Raw genomic sequence first — 23,313 nt, forward strand, 5'->3', positions numbered from 1 at the left:
TCTGTTTGTCCGTACGAACCAGCTACGCCATCGCCCTCACCGCGCTCAGGCGAAACACGCTGCAGACCGGGCTGACCGTCCTCGGCATGACCATCGGCGTCGGCACCGTGCTGGCCATGGTCGCGGTCGGCAGCGGCGCGCAGCGGTCGATCGCCGGCCAGGTGAAGGCGGCGGGGATGAACGTCATCGTCGTCACCGCGGGCAACTACAAGGCCGCGCAGCAATGGACCAGCATCGGCGAAGCTCCCGAAGCGCCCGCCGCCTGGAACCCCACCGACCGCAAAGCCTTGCAAGACGGCGTGCTGCGCAGCGGCGACACGCGCCCCACGCTGCGGCGTATGCAGGAGCTTGAGCCCGACGGAACACCGAAGATCCACTTCGGCGACCCCACGCGGCAGCTCGAGGCCGGCCCAAACAATCTGCAGGGAAAGGGCGGCGCGAAGACGCTGACGCTTGAGGACGCAGCCGCCATCGCCGCGCTTGCAGGCGTGCAGACGGTCTCGGCCGGCGTGCACGACAACGGGCGCATCGGCTTCGGCGCGGACTCCTGGGTCTCCGCCGTTCGCGGCGAGCAGGCGACGCTGCCGGAGATTCGCCGCGCATGGGTGCTCTCGCATGGCAAATTCTTCACTGCGGCCGACGACGCGCAGGCCGCGCCCGTCGTCGTGCTGGGCTCGATCGCCAGCGAGCATCTCTTCGGCAAGACGAATCCCGTCGGCAAGACGGTGAACGTGAAGGGGCTGGACGCCCGCGTGGTCGGCGTCGTCGCGAGCGGAAGCTGGATGACGCCCGCCGCTCCCGGTGACGGGGTATTCGACGCGGTGTATCTGCCGGTCCACACGGCGATGAAGCTGCTCGCGAAGCCGACGCTCGACAACATCACGGTCTCGACCGCGTCGACGGGCGACGTGACGCGGCTGATCAAGGTGATCACCGGGGTGCTGCGCATGCGGCATCGGTTGGATGCCTCTTCGCCGCTGGATTTCACCATCGCCGGACAAGCGCACGCGGCCATGGGCAAGGGCGGCCTGCGGACCGACTTTTCCCGCGCCATGGTGAGCAATACCGCAGGCCTCGACCGCGTGACGCTGGCGCAACTGAGTAAGACGCTCGACCGCGCGAGCCGCACCATGACCATGCTGCTGGGTTCGATCGCGGCGGTGTCGCTGGTCGTTGGCGGCATCGGCATCATGAACATCATGCTGCTCTCGGTGACCGAACGCACCCGCGAGATCGGCATCCGCCGCTCGGTCGGCGCACAAGCAGGAGAGGTGATGCAGCAGTTCCTGATGGAGGCGGTCATCCTCAGCATCGGCGGCGGTCTGCTGGGCATCGCGCTGGGCGCGGGCGCATCCGTCATGGTGGGCCATCTCGTGCGCTGGACGACCGAGCTCTCCTGGGCTTCCGTCGCGGCCTCGTTCACCATCTCGGCGGCCATCGGCATTCTTTTCGGCTACTACCCCGCGCGGCAGGCGTCGCGCGTAACGCCCATTGCGGCGATGCGGCATGAGTAGCCCTTACCGTTTATCCTCTCGCCCCGTTCGCGTGAGGCATCCTGCACCAACGGAGTCCACCATGCGCCGCATTCATCCTCTGCCCATCGCCTGCATCACCGCCGCCACGCTCTTCACCGTCGCGTGTAAAGAGAAGCCCGCCACCGCGCCCGCCGCCGCAACCGGCAAGGCCCCCGCCCTGCACATACGCCCCACCGGCGACGAGACCATCTCCCCCGACCTCGCCACCACGCCGCCCGAACTGAAGAAGGTCTACGACTACATCGACGGCCACATCGACGAGCATGTCGTCGACTTCCAGAAGTGGATTCAGCAGCCCAGCATCTCGAACTCCGGCGAAGGCATACCCGAGTCGGCCGAGATGGTGAAGGGCATGTTCGACAAGCTGGGCTGCCAGACGACGCGCGTCTACGACGTGGGCATCACCGAGTACGGTTCGCCCGGCAACCCGGTCGTCTATGGCAAGTGCGACGAGGGCGCGCCGAAGACGCTCGTCCTCTACTGGATGTACGACACGATGCCCGTCACGCAGCCCGACAACTGGGTGGCTCCGCCGTTCGAAGGTCGCATCGTCGATGGCGCGACGGCAGGCATCGACCCCGCGTTCAAGAAGGTGCTGATCGGCCGCGGCGCGACCAACTCCAAGGGACCGCAGCTCGCGCAGCTCGAGGCGCTGATGTCGTACAAGGCCGTGAACGGCAAGCTGCCCGTGAACATCATCTTCGTGGCCGAAGGCGACGAAGAGCGCATGGACATCGGCCTGCGCAAGTTCATGAAGGATCACGCCGACCTCTTCAAGGGCGCGGACGCGATGCTGCGCTTCGCCGGACAGAGCGGCGCGGGCAGCGCCAGCATCTCGGGCGGCAGCGAGGGCTGCGTCTACGTGGAGCTGACGACCAGCGGCAAGAGCTGGGGCCGTGGCCCGAACGTCTCCGACATTCATGGATCGTGGAAGCGTTCCGTCGACTCGGTCGCGTGGCGGCACATCAAGATGCTCAGCTCGCTCGTCTCGGACGACGGCAACACGCCGAAGATCGACGGCTTCTTCGAAAACCAGCAGCCGCTGAGCCCGACCGAGACCGACAGACTGAAGCGCGCGGCAGCCAACATGAACCCCACCAAGGCTGCGGCCGCGCTCGGCGTGGGCCGCTATATCTCGGACGATCCCTTCACCATCCTGAAGATGTCGCGCTACGGCACCAGCTTCAATCTGGACGGCATCTGGGGCGGCAACATGTACGCCGGCGGCGCGGGCGCGATCCTGCCGAACAAGATCACGTCGAAGCACAACTTCCGCTACATCCCGAACATGAGCGGCACGGACATCGTGAAGAAGCTGCGCGCGCAGATCGACAAGAACGGCTACAAGGACGTGGACGTGAAGCTGATCGGCGACGTGCCGTGGGCGAAGATGGCCTACGACAACGACATCGCCAAGGCGGTCGCTGCGACCTTCGACGACTTCAAGATCAGCCACGACCCAACGACGGCGGAGGAGACGATCCTGGGCGGTTACTGGCCCGCGTATCTCTTCTCGAATGCCGAGGTCGGACAACGCGTGGTCGATGTGAAGATGCCGATCGCCGCCGGCGGCCTGGGCATGGGCGGCCGGGCGCACGCGGCCAACGAATACTTCATCATCGAAGGCGCGGGCAAGACCTACGGCCTGGCCGGCGCGGAGAAGTCGGTGGCGGAGATCCTCTACAACTACGCGCATGGCGTCGCGCCTAAGACGGCTCCCGCAAAGTAGCTTGGGGCTTTGAAAAAGAGGCGGCTCCTTCGAGGAGCCGCCTCTTTCATGCCTGGTCGCACATGAGTGTGCCGGGAAAAGCGAAAGGCCGGAGCATACGCTCCGGCCTTTTCGTTGGATGCTGCGTTGCGGTTAGAACGAGACGTGGATGCTGGCCTGAATCTCGCGCATGTTGTTGGCTGCCGTGATGGTTCCGAACGAACCGGGAGCCGTGCAACCAATAGCGCGACCGTCGTTGGCCACCGTGGTGGTGTTGGTGGTGCAGTACCCGGCCTGGGTCGGGTATGCGAGGCTGGTGAAACCGGTGGAGTACGTATACGCTCCGGTCGTTGCGCTCTTGACCGGATTGTAGCCGGGGGATCCGGCAAACGAAGCGCTGGGGTTCATGAGGTTCGGGTGGTTGGCGATGTTGAAGGCATCGACCTTGAACTGAACCTTCGCCCAGTCGCGGACAGAGAAGGTACGGCCGAAGGTGAGGTCGACTTCGTCCCAGCCCGGACCGATGAGCATGTTCGGAGCAGCCGTTCCGTAGGTTCCGGGCGGGTTGTAAGCGAAGGCGTGGATGTTGAACCACTCCTTGGCATTGTGGATATTGCTTGCGTTGGCGCTGTCGTAGCCGTTGGGGTTCTGTCCGACGATGACATCCGGACGATCGCCGCCGCCAGCCGAGCTGCTCTGGTTGGTGGAATCGGTGATCGGGAAAGGACGGCCGCCGAAGTACTGCCAGATGCCCGAGAGCTGGAATCCGCCGAAGATCGCAGACCCAAGGCCGTTGTTGAGCCAGGGCTGACCCTTACCGAACGGAAGCGGAACGACCGGGCTGACGACGAGACGGTGCTTGACGTTGAAGACCGAAAGGCCCTTGTCGCCGTGCTGGTTGATCGGGTTCTGCGCCGAGGTGAGTTCGTCTTCAGCCTTGGCATAGGTGTAGGAGACCAGGATCGAGGTGCCGTTCTTCGTGCTGGTCTGAACGCGGCTCTGGAGCGAGTGATAGAAGGAGTTGAAACCGGTCTTGTGGATACCGATCGCACCCCACTGGGGGTATACGCGGAGAGCCTGAAGGGCAGCCGCGCCAACCGCAGAGTAGGTGGTGTAACCGGTGGTGGCGGAGGTGGATTGGGTGTAGTTCTGGCCGAGGGTATCAGCGTCGGGGTTGGCGTTCGGGTTCAGAACCGCAGCTGTGCCGTAGGACAGTTTCGATCCCTTGTTGCCGAAGTAGAGCGCCTCGAAGATCGTGTTGCGGGTGAGCTGGCGCTGTACACCAAGAGTCCACTGCTGGACATAGGGTGTGGCGAACTTCGGATCGACCTCCGTGCTGGTGATGACCGGGATGAGACCGCAGGGAGAGGCGCAACCGGCGATCGAGGGATTCGGCGTGGTGCAACCAGTCGATGCGCCGGCAACGCAGTAGGGCGAACCAGGCGTCGGCAGATCGTTCGGGAACGGATTCGCCAGAGTGATCTGGCCGCTTGCGGAGACCGGAGCGGGAGCATAGGTCTTGGCGTAACGGACCGGATAACCAAGGCTGTAGGAGAGGAACTCGTTGAACATCTCAGGCGAGGTGAAGAAGACACCGTAAGCGCCCTTGATAACGGTCTTCTCGTTGTTGAATGGCTGCCACGCGAAGCCGACGCGAGGGGCTACGTTGTTGTAGTCGCCGTGGTAGACGCTGCGGTTGCCTGTCTGCTTTGCGGTGGTAATGGCGCTGTTCGGGTTCGAGAAGCCGACCGTCTGGTTGGAAGCGCCCGGGTAGAGCTGGTTCGGGGACGACGGCGAGAACGTAATCATCGAGCCATTCTTTTCCACGACGGGCGGATCGATTTCCCAACGAAGACCGAGATTGAGGGTCAGGTTCTTGCGAACCTTCCAGTCATCGAGCAGGAAGAGGTCGACGGAGCGGTAGTTGTTATAGATATTCGGAGCGGAGGGCGTCACCGAGGTAGCCGACGGGAAGCCCAGCAGGATATCGCCGATCGGATCGCCGGTAGTACCGCACTTCGGGCAGCTCGAAGAAGCGTTGGTCGACGCGAGCGTAGCGGGGTTGAAGGTCAGAGCGCCACGGCCGTTGCTGACTTCATATTCGGTCGTGTTCGTCCACAGAGTATCGATGCCAGCCTTGAAGGTGTGGCTCTTGTGGCTCCAGGTCAGCGTATCGATGAACTGGAAGTGGTCGTCCCAACGATCCTGAGGAAGGTTGGTCTGGCCGCCGGTCGTGGTGTAGTTGCCCGAGACGGTGATGGAAGGCAGACCGTAGTTGTTCGCGACGGCGGTCTGGCCGAGCTGACCGGAGAAACCGGGCCACTTGGAACCGATGGTCGTGTTGTCTTCCTGAACGCGCGGCTGCACCAGGCGCTGGAAGCCCGCACGGGCGTCGTTAATCAGGTTGCTGCCCGGGAAGATGTGAATCCAACCGATGTTGGCGAGCTGGGAGGTCTGGTTGGTGAAGCAGCCGAAGTTCGGCATGTTGCGCGTCGCGCAGAGCGAGTTCGAAGGCTCGAACGACGGGTCGTGGAAGTAGTTGTAGCTCTCGTAGAACGAGTTGTGGTCGTTCATCTTGTAGTCGACGCGCGAGTTGACCTCGTCCATCGTCTCTTTACGAGTTTCGCTGAAGTTATAGTCCGACGTCGCCGCAGCGAGGAATCCGCCACTGGTGGGGTTGAGCGCGGTTGCGATGTTCGGGTTGGGATAAGCGAGCGATTCCATCAGGCGGCCGAGCTGAGCAGACGCCCCCGTCCACTCCGAGAGAGCGGTAAGGTCGTAGCCCTGACCCGGAGCGCCGGCGCAGGCGCCGGTGTTGCCCCTGGTGAGCGGAGTGCCGGTGAGAGGATCGTAGGCCTGTACCGTGCCAGGAAGGCAACCGGCTGCGGTCCAAGTGGTCGGAACCTGGTTGACAGCGACGGCCTGCTGACGGATACGCTGACCTTCGTAGCCGACGAAGACGAACGCCTTATCCTTGAGGATCGGAGCGCCGAGGGTCGCGCCGAAGGTGTTCTGCTTGAAGGCCGGGGTAACGGTCTGAACGGACGAGCTCCAGGGCTTGGCTTCGATGGCGCCGTTACGGATGAACTCGTAGATCGAGCCATGCAGCTTGTTCGAACCCTGCTTGGTCGTGATCAGAATCTGACCACCCTGAAGGCGGCCATACTCTGCGGAGTAGTTACCCGAGAGCACCTTGAACTCGGCGATGGTGTCGACCGACGGACGGAAGGAGTCCTGGTTGGTGCCCATGTCGATGTTCCACGTACCGTTGACGACGAAGAGGTTCGTCGTTTCGGGTGCGCCGTTGATGTTCATACCGCCGCGGAAGCCCATCGAGGATGCCTGTGCGGGAGGCACGACGCCGGGAGCGACTTCGACGAGGTTGTAGAACTGGCGATTGGCCAGCGGAAGCTCGGCGACGCTCTTCTGGTCCAGGGTCTGACCGTTCGAGGAGGTCTCGGTTTCGGTGCTCAGCGCGGCTGCTTCGACGCTGACCTGATCGCTGGCGCCACCGACCGTGAGGGCGATGTCTTCCTTGAGGGTCTGCGAGATATCGAGCTTGACGCCCGTCAGCGAGGTCGTGCTGAAGTTAGCCGCAACGGCGGAGATCGCATACGAGCCGTTACCGAGAGCGGTGACGGAGTAGCGGCCGGCTGCGTCCGTCTTGACGGTACGCGTGATGCCCGTATCCGTGTTCCGAACGGTGACGGTGGCGCCGCCGACAGCCGCGCCGGTGGCGTCGGTGATGACGCCTTCGATCGAGCTGGAGTTTTGCGCCATGAGGGATGGAGAAAAGGCTAGGACGCCCAATAAAAGCGCAGTACAGAGTGCTGGGAAAGACCGCAATCTTGACGCAGCCTGCATGTGAAACCTCCTGAAAGGGTGAACGGTGGCGCGGCGTCGCCCCCTTATGGGGCACGGCGCCTGAAACCACTCGGCGGTACGCAATGTCAGGCGCACATCTCTACGAACGGTCCTGAGACCGTGAAAGCTACGCGGAAGGTGCGCTACGTTCCGAACTCGTCGACGTTGACGTTTGGGGGTTAGGACTAAAGTATCAGGGGGGGTGAGGGTCAGTAAACGGATTAAACAAAAAATCGAGGTTGCTTATTGGCCGCATAGAGGATCGCAGGTGCGTGCAAGATTCGCGCGCCAAACGCACGTTCCGGCTTGTGTCCCACGCTCGAATCCCTGTATAGCTGAAAGCATGATGCAGAGTCAGGCACGTCCGGACACGGTTATTCGCAGCCTCCGAGCCGGAGCTTCGCTTTGTCTTCTACTCCTTGCCGGAGGCTGCCGGACACGGGAACCGGCGCCGGCGCCAGCCCTTTCGCACGCCCCATGGGAGGCCGCCAGCCGGCCCGACAACGTCGATTCCATCGCCCGCGACTATGTCCGCGTGGCGCTTGCGCTGGGCGAACGCGATCCCGACTCGCTCGACTTTTCGGTCGCGCCGGCCACGGTCGCGGACGAGGTGAAGCGAGCCTACGCGAGCTTCGACGAGATCGACGGCGAGGCCGCGGCGCTCGAGTCCCGCCTCCAGCATCTTGCTTTCATGAAAGAGGACCAGCCGCGGCGGGAGTTCCTGCGCGGGCAGCTTGCCGCCGTGCGGGCGCGGGTCCGCATGGTGCGGGCCGGCGTTTATCTCGACTTCGACAGCGAGGCCGCGGCTCTTTTCGCGACCACCCGCCTGCCCGACACCGACGCCGAGGCGGCGCGGCGCAGGGCTATGCGCACGGAGATCCTGCGCCAGCTCCCAACGACCGCTGCCGGCAAGTCGGAGGCGATTCGCTACGGCGCGTACGATGCGCGTTTTCTGATCCCGCCCGAAAAACTGCGAGCCGTCATGACCGCCGCGCTCGACGCCTGCCGCCAGCGCACGCTCGAACACATCACCCTGCCGGCCGGCGAGTCGGTCGACCTGACCTTCGTCCACCGGCAGCCGTGGAGCGCCTTCAGCCGCTACCGGGGTGACGCGCACAGCACCATCTCGCTGAACCTCGACTACCCCATCACGGTGGACGACGCGCTGGAGCTGGCCTGCCACGAGGGCTATCCCGGGCACCATGTCTTCAACACGTTGCGTGACCGGACGCTGCGCCTGGGACGCGGCTGGCCGGAGCTGGAGGCGCAGCTCACCTTCAGCCCGCAGTCCTACCTCTCGGAGGCGGAGGCGGCGTACGCGCCCCGGCTTGCCTTCTCGACCGCCGAGCGCGCGCAGGTGGAACGCGACATCCTCTTCCCGCTCGCTGGCATGAAACCCGCCGAGGCCGCGCGGTACGTCGCCATCAGCGCGGCGATCCGCGAGCTGAGCTCGGCCGAACCGGCGATCGCACGCGAGTACCTGGACGGGCGGCTGGAGTACGTCCGCGCGGACAACCGGCTCTCGGACGAGGTGCTGATGGCGCAACCTGACGCCTCACTCCTCTATATGAACGAGTACCGCAGCTACATGCTGGCGTACACCGATGGCCCCCGCCGCATCGCAGCCGCTCTGCCCGCCGCATCTTCAACACCAGAGGAGCAAAAAGCCCGCTGGAAGGCGTACGAAGAGCTGATGACCACGCTGCGGACGAAGCTGCCTTAGCAACCCTTGTTAATCGATTCGATTCCACCCTCCGCTTGCGGGCTTTTGCACACCTGTCCACCGCTCCCTGGCCCGTAGAACTGGCCTTGCACCAGGCCTCGGGGGGCTGCGATGAGATCTCTGCTGTTCACTCTTTGTGTCGTATGCGGGTTCGGCCGTCTCACGGCGCAGACCTTTACCTGGCAGCCCACGCCGGGACACACGCAGACGCCGATCTGGCCCGGCAAACCGCCCAGCGCCCAGCCCGTCTCAGCGCCCGAGTACGCCGAGACGGCCGGCGGCAAGGACGCGCTCGTCGCCGGCAAGCCGTGGGTCGCGGTCGAGAACGTCTCCATCCCCACCATGACCGTCTATCCGCCCAAGGGCGCGAATACGGGCGCGGCGGTCGTCGTCTTTCCCGGCGGCGGTTACACCATCCTCGCCATCGATCTCGAAGGCACGGAGGTCTGCGACTGGTTGACCGCGAAGGGCGTCACCTGCGTGCTGCTGAAGTACCGCGTGCCCGGTGAAAAGCTCTACGCGAAGCCCGCGCCGTATCCCCGCTCGGGCGCCTTCCCGGACTCGCCCATCGCGCTCGAGGACGCGCAGCGGACGATCCGGCTGGTGCGTCACCACGCGGCTCAGTGGCATATCGACCCGCACAGGATCGGCGTGCTCGGCTTCTCCGCCGGCGGACACCTGGTCGCGGCGACCAGCATCTACTTCAACGAGCATCTTTACCCGGCGGTCGATGCGGCAGACCAAGAGAGCTGCCGCCCAGACTTCGCCATCGCCATCTACCCCGGACACCTGTCCGCGAACGGCAGCCTCAACCTGAAGCCCGCCGTCGCCGGCCACATCCCGCACGACGCGCCGGCCACCTTCCTGCTGCAGAACGAGGACGACTACGTCGACGGCGTCGCGCAGTCGCTCGCCTACTACGCCGGGTTGAAGAAGGCCGGCGTGCCGGTCGAGATGCACCTCTACGCGCAGGGCGGCCACGCCTTCGGCCTCCGCCGCACGAAGCTGCCTGCGACGAAGTGGCCCGAGCTGGTCGAGACCTGGCTCGCGACTATCGGCGTCCTGACAAGATAAGCAACCTGACCCGCCCTCAGCCTATGTACCGCATCGGATAACCGCTCACCCGAAGGTTGCATGGCCACGGTACGAATGGCATGGGGTAAACTCGACAAAGCGAATGACGACTGGCAACCCGCATTTCAGGTTTCGAGTCCAAGCACCGCGCAAACCTGAACCTGGAGATTTGCCGATTTGTTTTTTACAGCCTCCCTTCGCTCGGCCCTGTTTTCCAAGAAGCTCCCTGCGCTCTGCGCGTTAGCCCTGTTCTGCGTAGCCGCCCCCGCGGCGAATGCCGCAACCCACCATCGGTCGCTCGCACGCCGTCACCCTCGCCTGCGCGCCCTGGCTCATGTCTTCGCCGATGTCACCGTACCCGGCGCCGGCCTGCTGCTCGACGAAGATGAAGAGGCCCCAGCGGACGGCAAGCAGTACGAGCTGAAGCTCGTCCGCGCCCACACCAACGAGATGGTCGACGTCGTCTACCGGATCGGCGATACCTACATTCCCGAGGCGCTCGACAAGCTCAACACCTTCCTGCGCGACAGCCACAACCAGGAGGTCAGCGAGTATGACCCCCGCGAGTTCGACGTGCTCCACACCATGCTCGCCAAGGTGAACAAACCCGGCAGCGTGATCGACATTCTTAGCGGCTACCGGTCGCAGGAGACCAACGACGCCCTGCGCGAGAGCGGCAAAACCAACGCCGCCAAGCACTCCGAACACATTGAGGCCAAGGCGATCGATCTGCGCGTGGACGGCGTTCCCGCCGCAACCCTGCGCGATGCGGCGCTGGAGCTAGGCGTCGGCGGCGTGGGCTACTACCCGAAGGCCCAGTTCGTCCATGTCGACGTTGGCCCGGTGCGGGAGTGGACGTATGCTCCGCACGCGCGCAAGGCGCGTGGTCATGGACGCCGGCGTTCACGCCGGTCGAAACGCAGCTAGCCTGCGGTTAGCCCTATCGAGGCTTGTGCGGAAAGGGGGCGCGTTCGAAGATCCCTGAAGACCGCAATGCGCGATGGGGGTTACCTGTGAACGATTCGATCTCTGTACGCCAGGGAAGCAAGATTATTCCCATCGTCCCGAATGTCCTCCTGCGACATCCGGGGCTTGCTGCGCGCGGCGTGCATGTCGAGCGCCATGCCATCGACCCGATGGAGTTTCCAGAGCGCGAGCCGCAACAACATAACCTCTACCTGCATACCGGTCCGGCTGCGCGGGCAGAGGTGAAAAGCCCCGACTTCTCGGGCATCCGATGGGTGCGGCCGGGCTCGCTCTGGGTCATGCCCCAGGGCAGCCGGCATGGGGTTCGTTTTGAAGGCCCGATGCAGGGCATCGCACTGGCGTTCGATCCAGCCCGCTTCGACGACATGGTGCAGTCCGCCGGCGGCAGGCATTCGACCGCAATCGTTCAATCGCTCGCAGCCAGCCCGCCGAAGGTCGAGCACCTGATGCGGGCGTTGGACCACGAGAGCAGCGAACCCAGCACCCACGACCACTTCGGCCTGGAATGCATCGCCACGGCCATCGCGCTGGCCCTGTGCCAGCATGCCGCGGCCACGCCGCGCCCGTCGAAGGCCTGCGGACGGCTCGCCCCGAAGCAGATTCGCGCGGTGCAGGCCTATGTCGCGGATCATCTCAAGCAGTCGATTACCCTGGCCGAGTTGTCCGCCATCGCCGGACTCAGCGCCTTCCACTTCCTTCGCGCCTTCAAGCAAAGCGTGGGGGTGACGCCAGGCCAGTATGTCCTGAATCGCCGCATGGACCATGCGCGGTTTCTGCTCGAGACCAGCAGCCTCAGCATCGCCGAGGTGGGGGTTCACGTTGGCTTCGCGCATGCGAGCCACTTCACCCGCGCCTTTCGCAAGGCCGCCGGCGTGGCGCCCTCGAACTTTCGAAACTCCCTTTAATCCAGCAATCCATGTCAACTTGCAGCAAGATTCGGTAACTGCGCGTTGCGACAGTTCCATCCAAAGCTATACGAGCGCAGGCGTCGGCGATGACCCTCCGAGCGCCCTTCCCTGGCGGCTGCGATTGAAAACAGAACGGACGCGAGCACTCCGAGCGCTCTCGTCTTTTGGAGAAACCCAATGCGTCCAACGTGGAAGCGGCTTCTACTGCTCCTTGTCCTCAGCGTCCTAGCCACCGGAGAAACTCTCATGTCCCAGACACTTCCCGCCAAAAATATCGTTCTCGTCCACGGCGCATTCGCAGATGGATCGAGCTGGTCCAAAGTGATTCCCCTCCTGCTGGCGAAGGGCTATAAGGTCACCTCTGTCCAGAACCCGCTCACGTCGTTCCAGGAAGATGTCGCGGCAACCAAACGCGCCATCGCCGCGCAGGATGGCCCGGTCATCCTCGTCGGCCACTCTTACGGCGGGGTCGTCATCACGGAGGCCGGCAACGACCCCAAGGTCGTCGGTCTGGTCTACGCGGCGGCCTTCGCGCCGGATGCGGGTCAATCCATCGTCGATATCACCAAGCCCTACCCCAAGCCGATCGGTCTGGACAAGGTCGTACCTCAGGCGGATGGCTTCCTGCTTCTCTCCGCCGATGGCATTGAGACCGGCTTCGCCCAGGATCTGAGCAAAGAAGAAAAAGCTCTACTCACCGCCGTTCAACCGCAGACCTCGGGAGCGATCTTCGTGGCGCAGCCCACGCAGGCCGCGTGGCACACCAAGCCCTCGTGGTACATCGTCGCCTCGAACGACCACATGATCGCACCCGAGCACGAAGCGGCCATGGCCAAGCAGCTCAAGGCCACCACCACCACCCTCCCGTCGAGCCATGTGGTCATGCTGTCGCACCCGAAGGAAGTCGCCAAGGTGATCGAAGACGCTGCCGCCGGCGCGAAGTAGAAAGAACTGCGGGGCGCCGACGACCATCCAGCCACGTCGCTCTGGAGCGGAGGACCCTTCAACCTGAAGTCAACCCAGCATGCTCGTCCACCTGAACCGAGTGAAGGCCCCTTGTATCTGTCTTACCCACGGGGTCTTTGCTTCGCTCAGGTTGACGAGCATCGTTCGTTTGGAGGGGTTACACCTTGAGCGGTATTGGAGATTCAAAGCCCGTCTCGGACTGGAGACTTGCGCGGGCGTATACGCGACTTACCGGACTGCGGCGGCCAACGCCTTGCGCCGCTCGGTCTCGAGGTAGGTATAGCGAATGCGGTGGATGACCGTGATGGTCGAGAAGAAAGCCAGCACCCACAGAGCCGGGGCCATCACGTTCCAGCGGTTGCACAGCGCGCCCAGGATGACGCAGACGATGCGCTCCGGCCGTTCCATGAAGCCGACCTTGCAGCTTCCGATCAGCGCCTCCGCGCGGGCGCGCGTGTAGCTGACCATCAGCGACGCGGTCATGACGAAGGCGACCAGGCCGACGTAAAAAAGCCGGTTGCCGCGTGCGTAGTAGACCAGCAGGCCGAAGAAGATGGCGACATCCGAGTAGCGGTCCATCACCGAATCGAAGAACGCGCCGAAGACCGAGACCTGATTGGTCTGGCGCGCGACGCGGCCGTCCACCATGTCGAAGACGCCCGCGCCGATGATGATCAGCCCGGCGTAGAAGAAGTACCGCACCGCGTGGTCGCCGCGTGCGAAGCCGAAGAAGAACGCCGCCACGATATTGATGAGCAGGCCGATGAAGGTCAGCGCGTTGGGCGAGATCTTCGAGATCGCCAGCCCGTTGACGATCTTCTGCAGCAGCCAGCCGCTGCCTTTGCCGAATGCTCCCGTCCAGGTCATACTTGCTCCACCGCATGGTGCGAGAGGGAAAGCACGTTGCCGTCCAGGTCGTTGAACCACGCGACCTTGCTGCCGCCGGGAGCGGTCCAGACGCCGTCCTCATCCTGCTGAAAGAAGTCGAAGCGCAGGAAGACGATGCCGGCTGCGGCGAGTTCGCGCGCCTTGGCGTTGACGTCCACAACCTCCCAGCCGAAGATGGTGAACGGCTGAGGCTTGAATCCGGGCGTCGCCGCGCAACGCACCATGACTCCGCCGGCGGAGAGCACGAGCGCGAAGCCGTCGTTCCCCACCATGCGCAGCCCCAGCGTGCCGCAGTAAAACTGCGTCGCCGTCTCGATGCTGCTGACCGGGATGAAGCCGATAATCTGAGCGTCTGCGAGCATGCAACTATTCCTTGGCGGTCTCTTCGAGCGCCACATCGTGAATCGTCGAGAGCTTCAACACCTCGAGCTCGCGTTTGCCGTTCGGCGTGACGACGACGGCGACATCGCCGATCACCTTGCCCACCAGCGACCGGCCGATCGGCGAGGTCGTCGAGATCAGCCCCTTCGAGACGTCCGACTCCTCGCTTGTCACCAGCTTGTACTCGATCGTCTCGTCCTTGGTCGAGTCGTAGACGGTCACGGTCGAGCCGAAGCCGACCTTATCGTGCGGAATATTCGCCAGATTGACCATGGCGAGCTCGCCCATGCGCTTCTTCAACTGACCCAGCCGGGCGTTCACGAAGACCTGACGCTGCTTCGCCATGTGGTACTCGGCGTTCTCGGACAGGTCGCCGAGCGCGACGGCCTTCTTGATCTCGGCGGGCAGCTCGGTGGTCAGCTCGTGCTCGAGCGCTTTGATCTCTTCGGCCAGCTTGGACTTGATGTGTTCGGGCATGCGACAACCTTCCAGAAAATACTGCTCGCGATCGAGCGGAGCAAACGGGTGTGAAAAGACGATTATACGACGGTCCCGCGACAGGCCCAAACCGGCCGAAACTTCCCGCTTGTGGCCAGCCTCGCAGCAGGATAGCCTGATCGGGCAATCCCTTTCGAAACACTAGGAGATCGAGATGCGTTCAGTACGTGCAATGAGCCTTGGCGCCGGCCTGATGATGGCCGCCATGACCTGTCAGACAGCATCCGCCCAGGCGCCCGCGCCGCCCGCCGGCCCCAGCGGTCCCGCCGCCGAGGTGCTGCGCTCCTACAACGGCCTGAAGCCGAAAATCCTGAAGGCCGCCGAGAACACCCCCGCCGACCTCTACCAGGTGAAGCCCACGCCCGAGATCCGCACCTTCGCCCGCGTCGTGAACCACATCATCGAGGCGCAGAACCGCACCTGCCTGATCGCCTCGGGCGGCAACGGAGGCGACGCCGTCAAGCCTCCGTCGGACACCGCCGAGAAGGCCGTCATCGTCGACGCGCTCAAGGCCTCCTTCGCGCTCTGCGACAAGGCCTACACCGGCGTGACCGACGCGAACGCGCTCGACATGCTGGCGCTCGGGCCGCAGAAGCGCTCGCGCCTCGGCCTGCTCTGGGGCAACGTCTCGCACGACAACGAGCAGTACGCCACGCTCGCGCTCTACATGCGTTTCAAGGGTCTGGTCCCGCCCAGCAGCGAGAAGTAAGTCCACCGAAGAAAGGCCCCGCCGGAGCAAGCCTACGGCGGGGCAACCGCACCGTCTCCCCAGGCACTCCCATGCGTGAGAGGGAGAGCGCCATGACCCAGGAAAACGATTCCTACCGCCTGCAGCGCTTTGTCGAAGCGCAGGCCGGCGCCTACGACCAGGCCGTCGCCGAGCTACGCAAAGGTCGCAAGCAGAGCCACTGGATGTGGTTCATCTTCCCGCAAATCAAGGGGTTAGGCAGCAGCGTGACGGCGGAGCACTACGCCATCGGCTCGCTCCAGGAGGCCGAGGCTTATCTGGAGCACCAGATTCTCGGCTACCGGCTGCGCGCGTGCGCCGGCGTCCTGCTGCAACACCACGGCCTTACCGCCGAGGGGATCTTCGGCTATCCCGACTACCTGAAGCTGCACTCGTCGATGACGCTCTTCGACCAGGCGTCGCCAGATGAACGGCTCTTCTCCGATGTGCTGGTGAAGTACTTCGGCGGCAAGCTGGATGAGGCGACGCTGGTGAAATTGAAGGGCCACTGAGGCTAGTCATCCACTCAAGCCTGTCATCCTGAACGAAGTGAAGGACCCGCTTTTCCCGGAGCAACCCAGGAGCTTCAGGCAAGAAGCAGATCCTTCGCTGCGCTCAGGATGACAAACATTTTGTGGCCCGATGAAAGGAAGCCGCGTAGCTTACGGCAGCGGCTTCGGCGGCACGCCATGCGTCACGTGCTTCAGCAGAAACTCCTGAAACAGCGTCCCGATCGCGCCCGTCGCCACGCCGATCAGAGTATTGTCGACCGTCACCTGGACGCTGTGCCGCTGGTCGCGCGGATAGTAGGTCGACGAGATGAACGCCGCGCCCAGATTACCCGCCACATTCGAGACATTCGGCTGCCACTTGCCGTTGTCGCCTTTGCAGATCACCGTCGTCGAGATGGCGTAGAGAGCGCGCGTGACGATGCGTCCGTGGCCCCGGTAGAAGTAGCGCGGATCCTGATGCAGCAGCGACGGAAAGAGCGCCGCACCCAGCATGGTCGAGCTGAGCCGGTCGCCATAGGCCGCGCCGTAGCGCTTGAGATAGCCCGGAACGCCCTCGCCGTAGTCGGAGAAACCGCCCTGCGCGGTCTCGATGCCGGCCGTGATGCCGGTGGTCATGAAGGTCAGCGGATCGGTGCTGACGCGCGCCGCCAGTTTGAACTTCTGCTTGCGCGTCAGCGGCGCGGCGTGCGGCTCGTAGATGACGTAGAAGTTCGGCAGCACGCCCAGAATCCGCTGGTGCATCTCGGCCGTGATCTGCTGCTCGGCGAGGTCTTCCTGCGTGATGGCGTTGACCGTGGTGTTGATCTCCTCGACGCCCAGCTCGACGACCGGCATCGCGAAGTTCTCGCCCTCATGCAGGACGATGACGTCGCGAATCTTCCACGGCGCAAAGTTCACCGCGGCGACATGCACGACATACTGCCCCGGCGCGATGGACTCGAACCGGAACGCGCCCGTGGAGTCGGATTCGATGGTGCGGGTGACCTTGGTCGCGACATCCTCCAGCGTCACCTTCGCGCCGGGAATGATCGCCTGCTGCGTGTCCGTAACGGAGCCTGAGATGATCGCCGTGCCCTGCGGCTCCGGCGCTTGCGGCAGACTGGCGGCGGGGGCGCCATTTGGCGATTGGGCCTGCCCAGGACTTGCCGACGCACCGAGAAGCGCAGCCCCGACGACGATCAAACTGAGGAGCTTCGAATGTCTGCGTTGCGAGTCGTCCGAGCCCATGAATACTCCCCTTATGGAGACGATACCGCAATGATTGAAGTTGCTTCTAGCAAGGACAGACTATGATTTGCTGATCCAAACCTTCCTCGATGAGGTCGAAGCACTCCGAAAGGAAAAGCAATGAAGCTGACGATACGCAGCGACGGATTCGAAGGATACAAGGAACGCGCTCTTGCCCGCGCCAGGAAGCTCGATGCGAAGGAGTTGATCGAGCCGGAGATGACGATCAACTTCGAGTCCGCCTACGACATGCTGGAAGTTCTGCAGCCGGAGCGTGTTCGCCTCTGCAAGATGGCGCGGACGAAGCCTTACTCCGTCTCCGGTCTAGCCGCAGCGCTGAACCGCGACCCCAAATCCGTCCGGCGCGACATTGTGAAGCTCGAAAGCTTCGGCGTGCTGAGGACGCGAGAAGAGATCAATCCCGGCCACGGACGCGTGAAGATTGTTGAGCCCGTGGCGATGAAATTCGAGCTGCGGTCCAGCTTTTAGAAATCGCCGACTCTCTTATGGATAGATTCTGTTCAGCGTCCGCGCGAACGGAATCGTCTCACGCACGTGGTCCAGACCGCAGATCCACGCCACCACGCGTTCGATGCCCATGCCGAAGCCGCCGTGCGGGACAGACCCGTACTTGCGCAGGTCGAGATACCACTGGAAGGCGTCGAGCGGCAGGCCGTGCTCTTCGATCCGCGACTTCAGCAAATCGTAGCTGTCCACGCGCTGCGAGCCGCCGATGATCTCGCCATAGCCCTCGGGCGCCAGCACGTCGACGCACAGCGCCTTGGTCGGGTCCTGCGGATCGGGCTGCATATAGAACGCCTTGAACGCCGCCGGGTAGCGATGCACCATCACCGGACGGTCGAACTGGTTCGAGATGTAGGTCTCGTCGGGCGAGCCGAAGTCGTCGCCGTCCTTATGCTCGTTCTCGATCAGCCCCTTGGCGAAGGCGTCGGCCAGCATGGCGTGCGCCTCGTCGTAGCTGATGCGCGGGAAGGGCGCCTTGATCGTCTCCAGCTTCGAGACGTCGCGGCCGATCACCTTCAGGTCCGCCTGGTGCTTCTTCAGCACCTCGGCGACGATGTAGCTCAGATAGTTCTCCGCAAGCTGCAGGATGTCTTCCAGCTCGGCGAAGGCCATCTCCGGCTCGACCATCCAGAACTCCGTCAGGTGGCGGCGCGTCTTCGACTTCTCCGCCCGGAAGGTCGGGCCGAAGCTGTAGACCTTTCCCAAGGCAAGCGCTGTCGCTTCAATATAGAGCTGACCCGACTGCGTCAGGTAAGCCTTGTCGTCGCCGAAGTAGTCCATCTCGAAGAGCTCGCTGGTGCCCTCGCAGGCGTTCGGCGTCAGGATCGGCGGATCGGTGCGGGTGAAGCCGTTGTTGTCGAAGTACTCGGCCGCGGCGCGCATGATGGTCGCACGCACACGCAGAATCGCCGACTGTCGCGGCGTCCGCACCCACAGGTGACGATGCTCCATGAGGAAGTCGACGCCATGCTCCTTGAGCGAGATGGGGAACGGGGTCTCGTCGGCCACGCGCTGGACGACCTCAAGCCCCTGCACGTCGAGCTCGAAGCCGGACGGCGCACGCGAGTCCGCACGGACCTTGCCCGTCACCTTCACGGAGGACTCCAGCGTCAGGTTCTTCAGCGTCTCGAAGAGTTCCTCGCTCACCGCCGCCTTGGGCACGATGCCCTGGATCGTCCCGGTGCCGTCGCGGAAGATGGGAAAGAGCAGCTTGCCCGAGGCGCGCAGGTTGTAGAGCCAGCCGCGCAGCGTGACGGTCTCGCCTTCATGCGCGGCCAGCGTGGCGATGGTGGCGATGGTGCCTGTCGTGGTTACAGAGGTTTCCATGGTTCCGACTCCAGTTCTAAATCTGTTACATCTTCCAATTCGACTTGCGACTCAACACAAAGGCCCGTCATCCTGAGCGGAGCGAAGGACCCCCGTATTTTGCCCGGAGCGGCATGAATCCAAATTCAGCGTCATCCGCCATGTGAACGACGCAAAGAACAAACAATAACCCATGCGGGGGGCCTTCGCTCCGCTCAGGATGACGAGCATTGGTGGAGTTCCAGGACTTTATTGACGCTCCAGAAGCTCCTGCCGTTCCCGCTCTTCCACTTCCTGATTCGTCGGCTCCCGATACTCCAGCAGCCGCCGCTGGTGCGAGAAGACCTCCACCGCGGTCCGCGTGACGTCCTCCGTGGATCCGGCATGATCGTGCTTGATCTCCAGCACTCCCGGGACCGGCAAAGAGGCCAGCAGCCGGTAGGTCTTCGCCCAGTCGATCGTCCCGTTCAGCGTGGCGCTGCCGCGCTCCGTACCCGAGGCCGGCCACAGGTGATCGTCGCGCATGCCATTGTTATCATGCACATGCACCTCGCCGATCCTGGGCGACAACAGTTCGAGCATCGCCGCGAGATCCTGCCCCTTCACATGCGCGTGGCCGACATCCAGACACACGCCGACCGAGTCGAAGTGGCCGATGCGCAGAATCGCCAGCAGCTTTTCGGGCGTCGTAATCTCGTTCCGCAGATTCTCGAGCAGCAGCCGCACGCCGAGCGGCGCGGCGAACGCCTTCAGGTGCTCGATGGCGGTCAGCGAGTGCTCAAGCGCCTGGTCGCTCCACACATCGTTCGACATACCCAGATGCAGCACGCAGGCCGAGATGGGAATCAGCTCGGCCGACTCGATGGCGCGTTTGATCTCGTCCATCGCCTCGATCCGGTGCGTCTTCTCGGGCGCGATGAGGTTGACGTTCGGCCCCGCATGCCGCGACCAGGTCGTCTCGGTGGTCAGCGGCTGGTGTAGCGTGGCGCCCGTGCCGGTGTCGCGGAACCACTGCGCGATCTCCCGGACCTGCGAGCGGTCGGCGTAGTCGAAGTGATGGCGCGCGGCGAAGATCTCGATGACGCCCGCGCCGCCGTGACGCAGCGCGTCCAGCAGACCGGGATGCAGACGATGCGGAAGAAAGACCTGGGTGGAGATTGCGGATTGCATGACGCTCTTAACGGTACAGTAAACAGCCGACTTGTTGCACCAGGAAGAGTCGGCTGCTCGCTGCGCAATTCGGTTCCGGGAATGCAGAAGACAAGAGCAGATCCTCCGCTACGCGAAGGATGACAAATAGAGAGGCAAAGCAGCCACGTTAATACCCCGCAGCCTTGCCGAAGCTCTTGCGCTGGTCGTGTCCGGCGAGCAACTGTCCCGTCTTCGGGTCGACCATGATCAGCTCGCTGTCGCCCCAGACGCCGGGGCTCTTCTCGTCCGCCTCGTTCGAGCGGGAGACCTTATACCCCGCCGCGCGCAGCTCCTCGACGACCTTCAGGTCGAAGCGTTTCTCCACCTGAATCTCGTCCGGCAGATATTGATGGTGGAAGCGTGGCGCATCCGCCGCCTGCTGCACGTTCAGGCCGTTGTCGACGATGCTCAGCAGGTCGTTCGCGACCGTCGTAATGATCGTCGACCCGCCGGGACTGCCGAGCACGAGCGACAGCTTGCCGTCCTTGGTCACGATCGTCGGGGTCATGCTCGACAGCGGCCTGTGCCCCGGCGCAATGGCATTGGCAGGCCCTTGAATCAGGTGGAACATGTTCATCGTGCCGGGCTTGGAGGCGAAGTCGTCCATCTCATTGTTCAGGAGGAAACCCAGCCCTTCGGCGGTTGCGCCGCAGCCAAACGTCCCGTTCAGCGTGTAAGTCGTTGAAACGGCGTTACCCTGCTTGTCGACGACCGAGTACTGCGTCGTCTCCATCGGCTCCTTGCGGGTAAAACCGACGGGAGGAGGCGGCAAAAATCCTTCCGGTCGCTTCAGCGTGTCGGACGGGCTTGGCTTCACCGGGTCGATGCCCTTGCGCCATGCCGCCGCATAGGCCGGGTCGCCCATCTGCTTCAGCGGCAGGTCGGTGTAGTCCGGGTCGCCGAGGTAGTCGGCGCGGTCCATGTAGGCGCGGCGGAAGGCCTCGACGATCAGGTGCGTCTGGGCCTCGGACCGATCCGCACCCAGCTTCGGCAGGTCGTAGCCCGACAAGATATTCAGCGACTCCAGCAGCACGATCCCGCCCGAGGACGGCGGCGGCGAGGTGATGATCTCGTATCCCTTGTAGTGCCCAACCAGCGGCGCGCGGTCCTTGACCTTATAGTCTGCCAGGTCGGCCATGGTAATCAGACCGCCGCCCTTCTGCACGGTCTTCACGATGCCCTGCGCGATCTGCCCGGTGTAGAAGTCCTTCGGATCGACCGCGATGCGGGTCAGCGTCTTCGCGAGGTCCGGCTGCGCGAAGATCTGGCCCTCCTTATACAGGTCGCCTCCGCGCTGGAAGACCCGCGCCGACTCCGGGAACTTCGTCAGGTTCTTGCTGCCGAGCGCCCTGGCCTCCTCCTCGCTCAGTTCGTAGCCATTGGCCGCCAGCCGGATGGCCGGGGCAAGATCCTCCGCCAGCGACAGCTTGCCGTAGTGCGACTGCGCGTAGACCAGTCCGGCGACCGTTCCCGGAACGCCGATCGCCTTATACCCGCTGGTCGAAAGCCCCGGAACGACGTTGCCCTGCTTATCCAGATACATATCGGCGGTCGCGGCCTGCGGGGCGCGCTCGCGGTAGTCGAGAAAATGCGTCTCGACCGCCTTGCCCTTCTCCCCGTTCAGCCGGATGAGCATGAATCCGCCGCCGCCGATGTTGCCTGCCTGCGGATAGACGACGGCCAGCGCGAACCCCACCGCGACGGCCGCGTCCACGGCGTTGCCGCCCTTCTGCAGAATCTCCAGGCCGGCGTCGGTCGCATCGTGTTGAATCGAAACCACCATGGCATGCTTTGCCTTCACCGGCGGAACGACCGGCAGCGGAGGCGGCTGCGTCATCTGCGCGGAAACTGACGCGTACAGAGACAAGACGGCGGCGGAGGCGATCAGGCGGCGGACGGCAGGCGAATCGACAAGCTGGGCGACGGGCATGGGCAGCGTAACTCCAAAGAATTCTTTCGCGCGAATGAGGCCTGCGAACAGACCTGCAACGAACTCCGTACGGCGCGACACGGCGCTGTCTCTGCAGGATACCTGCAACTCCCATCCGGTAGCGAATATGGCTCATGAACCACAAAGACGTCCTTTCACGAAAGAAAAATGAACACTTCCACTGCGCGCCCGGTCATAGTGGTTACGAAGGTCAAAAATGAACCGGCTGAAGGAGCCAATCGTGTACCAGGCGCACTCGAACGATCCACCGGGCAGCAGCGACCGCGGCATCCGGCGGGACGCGGCCTTTTCGCTCCTGGTGCATCGGCAGACGCAGTTCCTGTACCGGATCGCCCTCAGCCTGGTGCGAAACCCGCAGGACGCCGAAGATGTCGTCCAGGAGACGCTGCTCAAACTCTTTCGCGGCGAGGCCTGGCTCCAGATGGAGAACGAGCGCGCCTTCCTTGCCCGAGCCGTCTGGCGGGTGGGGCTCAACCACCTCGCACGCTCCGGCGCCAAAGCCATGCGGCACGCCGAGGATGTGACGGTGATGAACCTGGCCGCGCCGGGCGACTCGCCCGAGGATCGCGCGGTCGACATGTCGCAGCGCAGGCTGCTCCATCGCCTGATCGACGCCCTGCCCGAAGATCTGCGTCAGCCGCTGCTGCTGAGCGCGGTCGAAGGCATCTCCTCCGCCGAGGTCGGCTACACGCTCGACCTGCCGGAGGGCACCGTCCGGACCCGCATCATGCGCGCCCGGAACGAACTGAAACGACGTTTTGCGGCTGGTACGCAAGGAAGCAGCGAGGTGCGCCGATGAATCCTCAGAATGACGAAAAACTCGACCTTCTGATCGACACGGTGCTCCACGAAGCTGTGAACCAGGCTCCGCCGCCCAGCCTCCAGGCCCGCATTCTCCAAACAGCCCATCAGGAAAAGGATCCAGCCATGACGACTCCTCCCACTCAGCCGCCCAGCAATCGCCCCCCTCTGCCGCCGGGACAGAACCGCTCCGGCATGCGCCGGCCGCCTGCGCCGCTGGTCAGCGAGACACCGGTCAAGGATGTCCAGTTCGCCCACTTCGGCGTCCTGAACTCCGGCAAGCAGGATAAGGGTTCGCTCTTCGCCTCGCTCGGCCTGAACGCTGCGCTCGTGGCGATCGCCATCGTCATCGGCGCGGCCACGCACGTGCAGATGCAGAAACAAAAAGAGCAGGTCACGCTGGTGGTTCCGATCAAGGATGAGCCGAAGCCTAAGCCGCCGGAGCCACCGAAGCCGCCACCGAAGCCTCTACCCAAGCCGCCGGTGATCAAGCCGGTTCCGCCGAAGATCGTGCTCGAGAAGGTGAAGATTCCCGATCCGCC

The 23,313-nt window shown here is 63.8% G+C and carries 19 protein-coding genes and 1 pseudogene; 12 read left to right on the top strand and 8 right to left on the bottom strand.

Annotated features, from left to right (window positions below):
* Positions 1-5 precede the first annotated feature (5 nt).
* The gene (locus CHB87_RS16885; RefSeq protein ID WP_089409600.1) at positions 6-1,514 is read left to right on the top strand and encodes an ABC transporter permease; all 1,509 of its coding nucleotides are present in this window, start codon (positions 6-8) and stop codon (positions 1,512-1,514) included.
* 61 nt (positions 1,515-1,575) lie between these two features.
* Positions 1,576-3,264, top strand: coding sequence for a M20/M25/M40 family metallo-hydrolase (locus CHB87_RS16890; RefSeq protein WP_089409601.1), 1,689 nt, complete (start codon positions 1,576-1,578; stop codon positions 3,262-3,264).
* A gap of 132 nt (positions 3,265-3,396) precedes the next feature.
* On the opposite strand, the gene CHB87_RS16895 is transcribed toward CHB87_RS16890, so the two are convergent.
* Positions 3,397-7,023: a TonB-dependent receptor gene (locus CHB87_RS16895; RefSeq protein WP_176441823.1), complete on the bottom strand. Its 3,627-nt coding sequence runs from the start codon at positions 7,021-7,023 to the stop codon at positions 3,397-3,399.
* Positions 7,024-7,450: 427 nt separating this feature from the next.
* Here CHB87_RS16895 and CHB87_RS16900 point away from each other — a divergent pair, with 427 nt between their 5' ends.
* From CHB87_RS16900 to CHB87_RS16920, 5 genes are all read left to right on the top strand, one after another.
* The gene (locus CHB87_RS16900) at positions 7,451-8,830 is read left to right on the top strand and encodes a hypothetical protein (RefSeq protein WP_142988398.1); all 1,380 of its coding nucleotides are present in this window, start codon (positions 7,451-7,453) and stop codon (positions 8,828-8,830) included.
* 111 nt (positions 8,831-8,941) lie between these two features.
* Entirely contained in the window at positions 8,942-9,904 is a 963-nt protein-coding gene (locus tag CHB87_RS16905) for an alpha/beta hydrolase (RefSeq protein WP_089409604.1), read from the top strand.
* A gap of 177 nt (positions 9,905-10,081) precedes the next feature.
* Positions 10,082-10,831 (top strand): YcbK family protein, encoded by a 750-nt coding sequence (locus CHB87_RS22650; RefSeq protein ID WP_245818050.1) that lies wholly within the window; start codon positions 10,082-10,084, stop codon positions 10,829-10,831.
* Positions 10,832-10,917: 86 nt separating this feature from the next.
* A complete protein-coding gene (locus CHB87_RS16915) occupies positions 10,918-11,796 on the top strand; it encodes an AraC family transcriptional regulator (protein WP_089409605.1) in 879 nt (292 codons plus the stop codon).
* A 249-nt stretch (positions 11,797-12,045) separates the two neighbouring features.
* Positions 12,046-12,744 carry an alpha/beta hydrolase gene (locus CHB87_RS16920; protein WP_245818051.1) on the top strand — a complete coding sequence of 233 codons (699 nt, stop codon included), beginning with the start codon at positions 12,046-12,048 and terminating at the stop codon, positions 12,742-12,744.
* A gap of 249 nt (positions 12,745-12,993) precedes the next feature.
* Here the strand turns inward: CHB87_RS16920 and CHB87_RS16925 are convergent, their stop codons facing one another.
* Genes CHB87_RS16925 through CHB87_RS16935 form a run of 3 tightly spaced genes read right to left on the bottom strand, consistent with a single transcriptional unit; the run spans position 12,994 to position 14,511 of the window.
* Entirely contained in the window at positions 12,994-13,632 is a 639-nt protein-coding gene (locus tag CHB87_RS16925; protein ID WP_089409607.1) for a CDP-alcohol phosphatidyltransferase family protein, read from the bottom strand.
* A complete protein-coding gene (locus CHB87_RS16930) occupies positions 13,629-14,015 on the bottom strand; it encodes a VOC family protein (RefSeq protein ID WP_089409608.1) in 387 nt (128 codons plus the stop codon). Before CHB87_RS16930 ends, CHB87_RS16925 begins: the two co-directional genes overlap by 4 nt.
* Before the next feature lie 4 nt (positions 14,016-14,019).
* Positions 14,020-14,511 (bottom strand): GreA/GreB family elongation factor, encoded by a 492-nt coding sequence (locus tag CHB87_RS16935; RefSeq protein ID WP_089409609.1) that lies wholly within the window; start codon positions 14,509-14,511, stop codon positions 14,020-14,022.
* 175 nt (positions 14,512-14,686) lie between these two features.
* On the opposite strand from CHB87_RS16935, the gene CHB87_RS16940 reads away from it, so the two are divergent.
* Both CHB87_RS16940 and CHB87_RS16945 read left to right on the top strand, forming a co-directional pair.
* The gene (locus CHB87_RS16940; protein ID WP_089409610.1) at positions 14,687-15,241 is read left to right on the top strand and encodes a DinB family protein; all 555 of its coding nucleotides are present in this window, start codon (positions 14,687-14,689) and stop codon (positions 15,239-15,241) included.
* Between the two features lie 92 nt (positions 15,242-15,333).
* On the top strand, positions 15,334-15,771 hold the full coding sequence (locus tag CHB87_RS16945) for a DUF1810 domain-containing protein (protein WP_089409611.1): 438 nt from the start codon (positions 15,334-15,336) through the stop codon (positions 15,769-15,771).
* A gap of 150 nt (positions 15,772-15,921) precedes the next feature.
* Here CHB87_RS16945 and CHB87_RS16950 read toward each other — a convergent pair whose 3' ends face one another.
* Positions 15,922-16,998 carry a carboxypeptidase-like regulatory domain-containing protein gene (locus CHB87_RS16950; protein ID WP_089409612.1) on the bottom strand — a complete coding sequence of 359 codons (1,077 nt, stop codon included), beginning with the start codon at positions 16,996-16,998 and terminating at the stop codon, positions 15,922-15,924.
* A gap of 120 nt (positions 16,999-17,118) precedes the next feature.
* On the opposite strand from CHB87_RS16950, the gene CHB87_RS16955 reads away from it, so the two are divergent.
* Positions 17,119-17,487, top strand: coding sequence for an HVO_A0114 family putative DNA-binding protein (locus CHB87_RS16955; protein WP_089409613.1), 369 nt, complete (start codon positions 17,119-17,121; stop codon positions 17,485-17,487).
* Positions 17,488-17,502: 15 nt separating this feature from the next.
* Here the strand turns inward: CHB87_RS16955 and asnS are convergent, their stop codons facing one another.
* From asnS to ggt, 3 genes are all read right to left on the bottom strand, one after another.
* Positions 17,503-18,849 (bottom strand): asparagine--tRNA ligase, encoded by a 1,347-nt coding sequence (gene asnS / locus CHB87_RS16960; protein ID WP_089409614.1) that lies wholly within the window; start codon positions 18,847-18,849, stop codon positions 17,503-17,505.
* Positions 18,850-19,077: 228 nt separating this feature from the next.
* On the bottom strand, positions 19,078-19,998 hold the full coding sequence (locus CHB87_RS16965; protein ID WP_089409615.1) for a sugar phosphate isomerase/epimerase family protein: 921 nt from the start codon (positions 19,996-19,998) through the stop codon (positions 19,078-19,080).
* A gap of 148 nt (positions 19,999-20,146) precedes the next feature.
* Entirely contained in the window at positions 20,147-22,030 is a 1,884-nt protein-coding gene (ggt, locus tag CHB87_RS16970; RefSeq protein WP_342743577.1) for a gamma-glutamyltransferase, read from the bottom strand.
* A gap of 136 nt (positions 22,031-22,166) precedes the next feature.
* On the opposite strand from ggt, the gene CHB87_RS16975 reads away from it, so the two are divergent.
* Entirely contained in the window at positions 22,167-22,769 is a 603-nt protein-coding gene (locus tag CHB87_RS16975; protein WP_089409616.1) for an RNA polymerase sigma factor, read from the top strand.
* A pseudogene (locus tag CHB87_RS22360) lies at positions 22,766-23,313 on the top strand (hypothetical protein); the annotation flags it as partial. The gene CHB87_RS16975 and the pseudogene CHB87_RS22360, both read left to right, overlap by 4 nt.

Origin of the sequence: Granulicella rosea, assembly GCF_900188085.1 — a bacterium.
Classification (GTDB): domain Bacteria; phylum Acidobacteriota; class Terriglobia; order Terriglobales; family Acidobacteriaceae; genus Edaphobacter; species Edaphobacter rosea.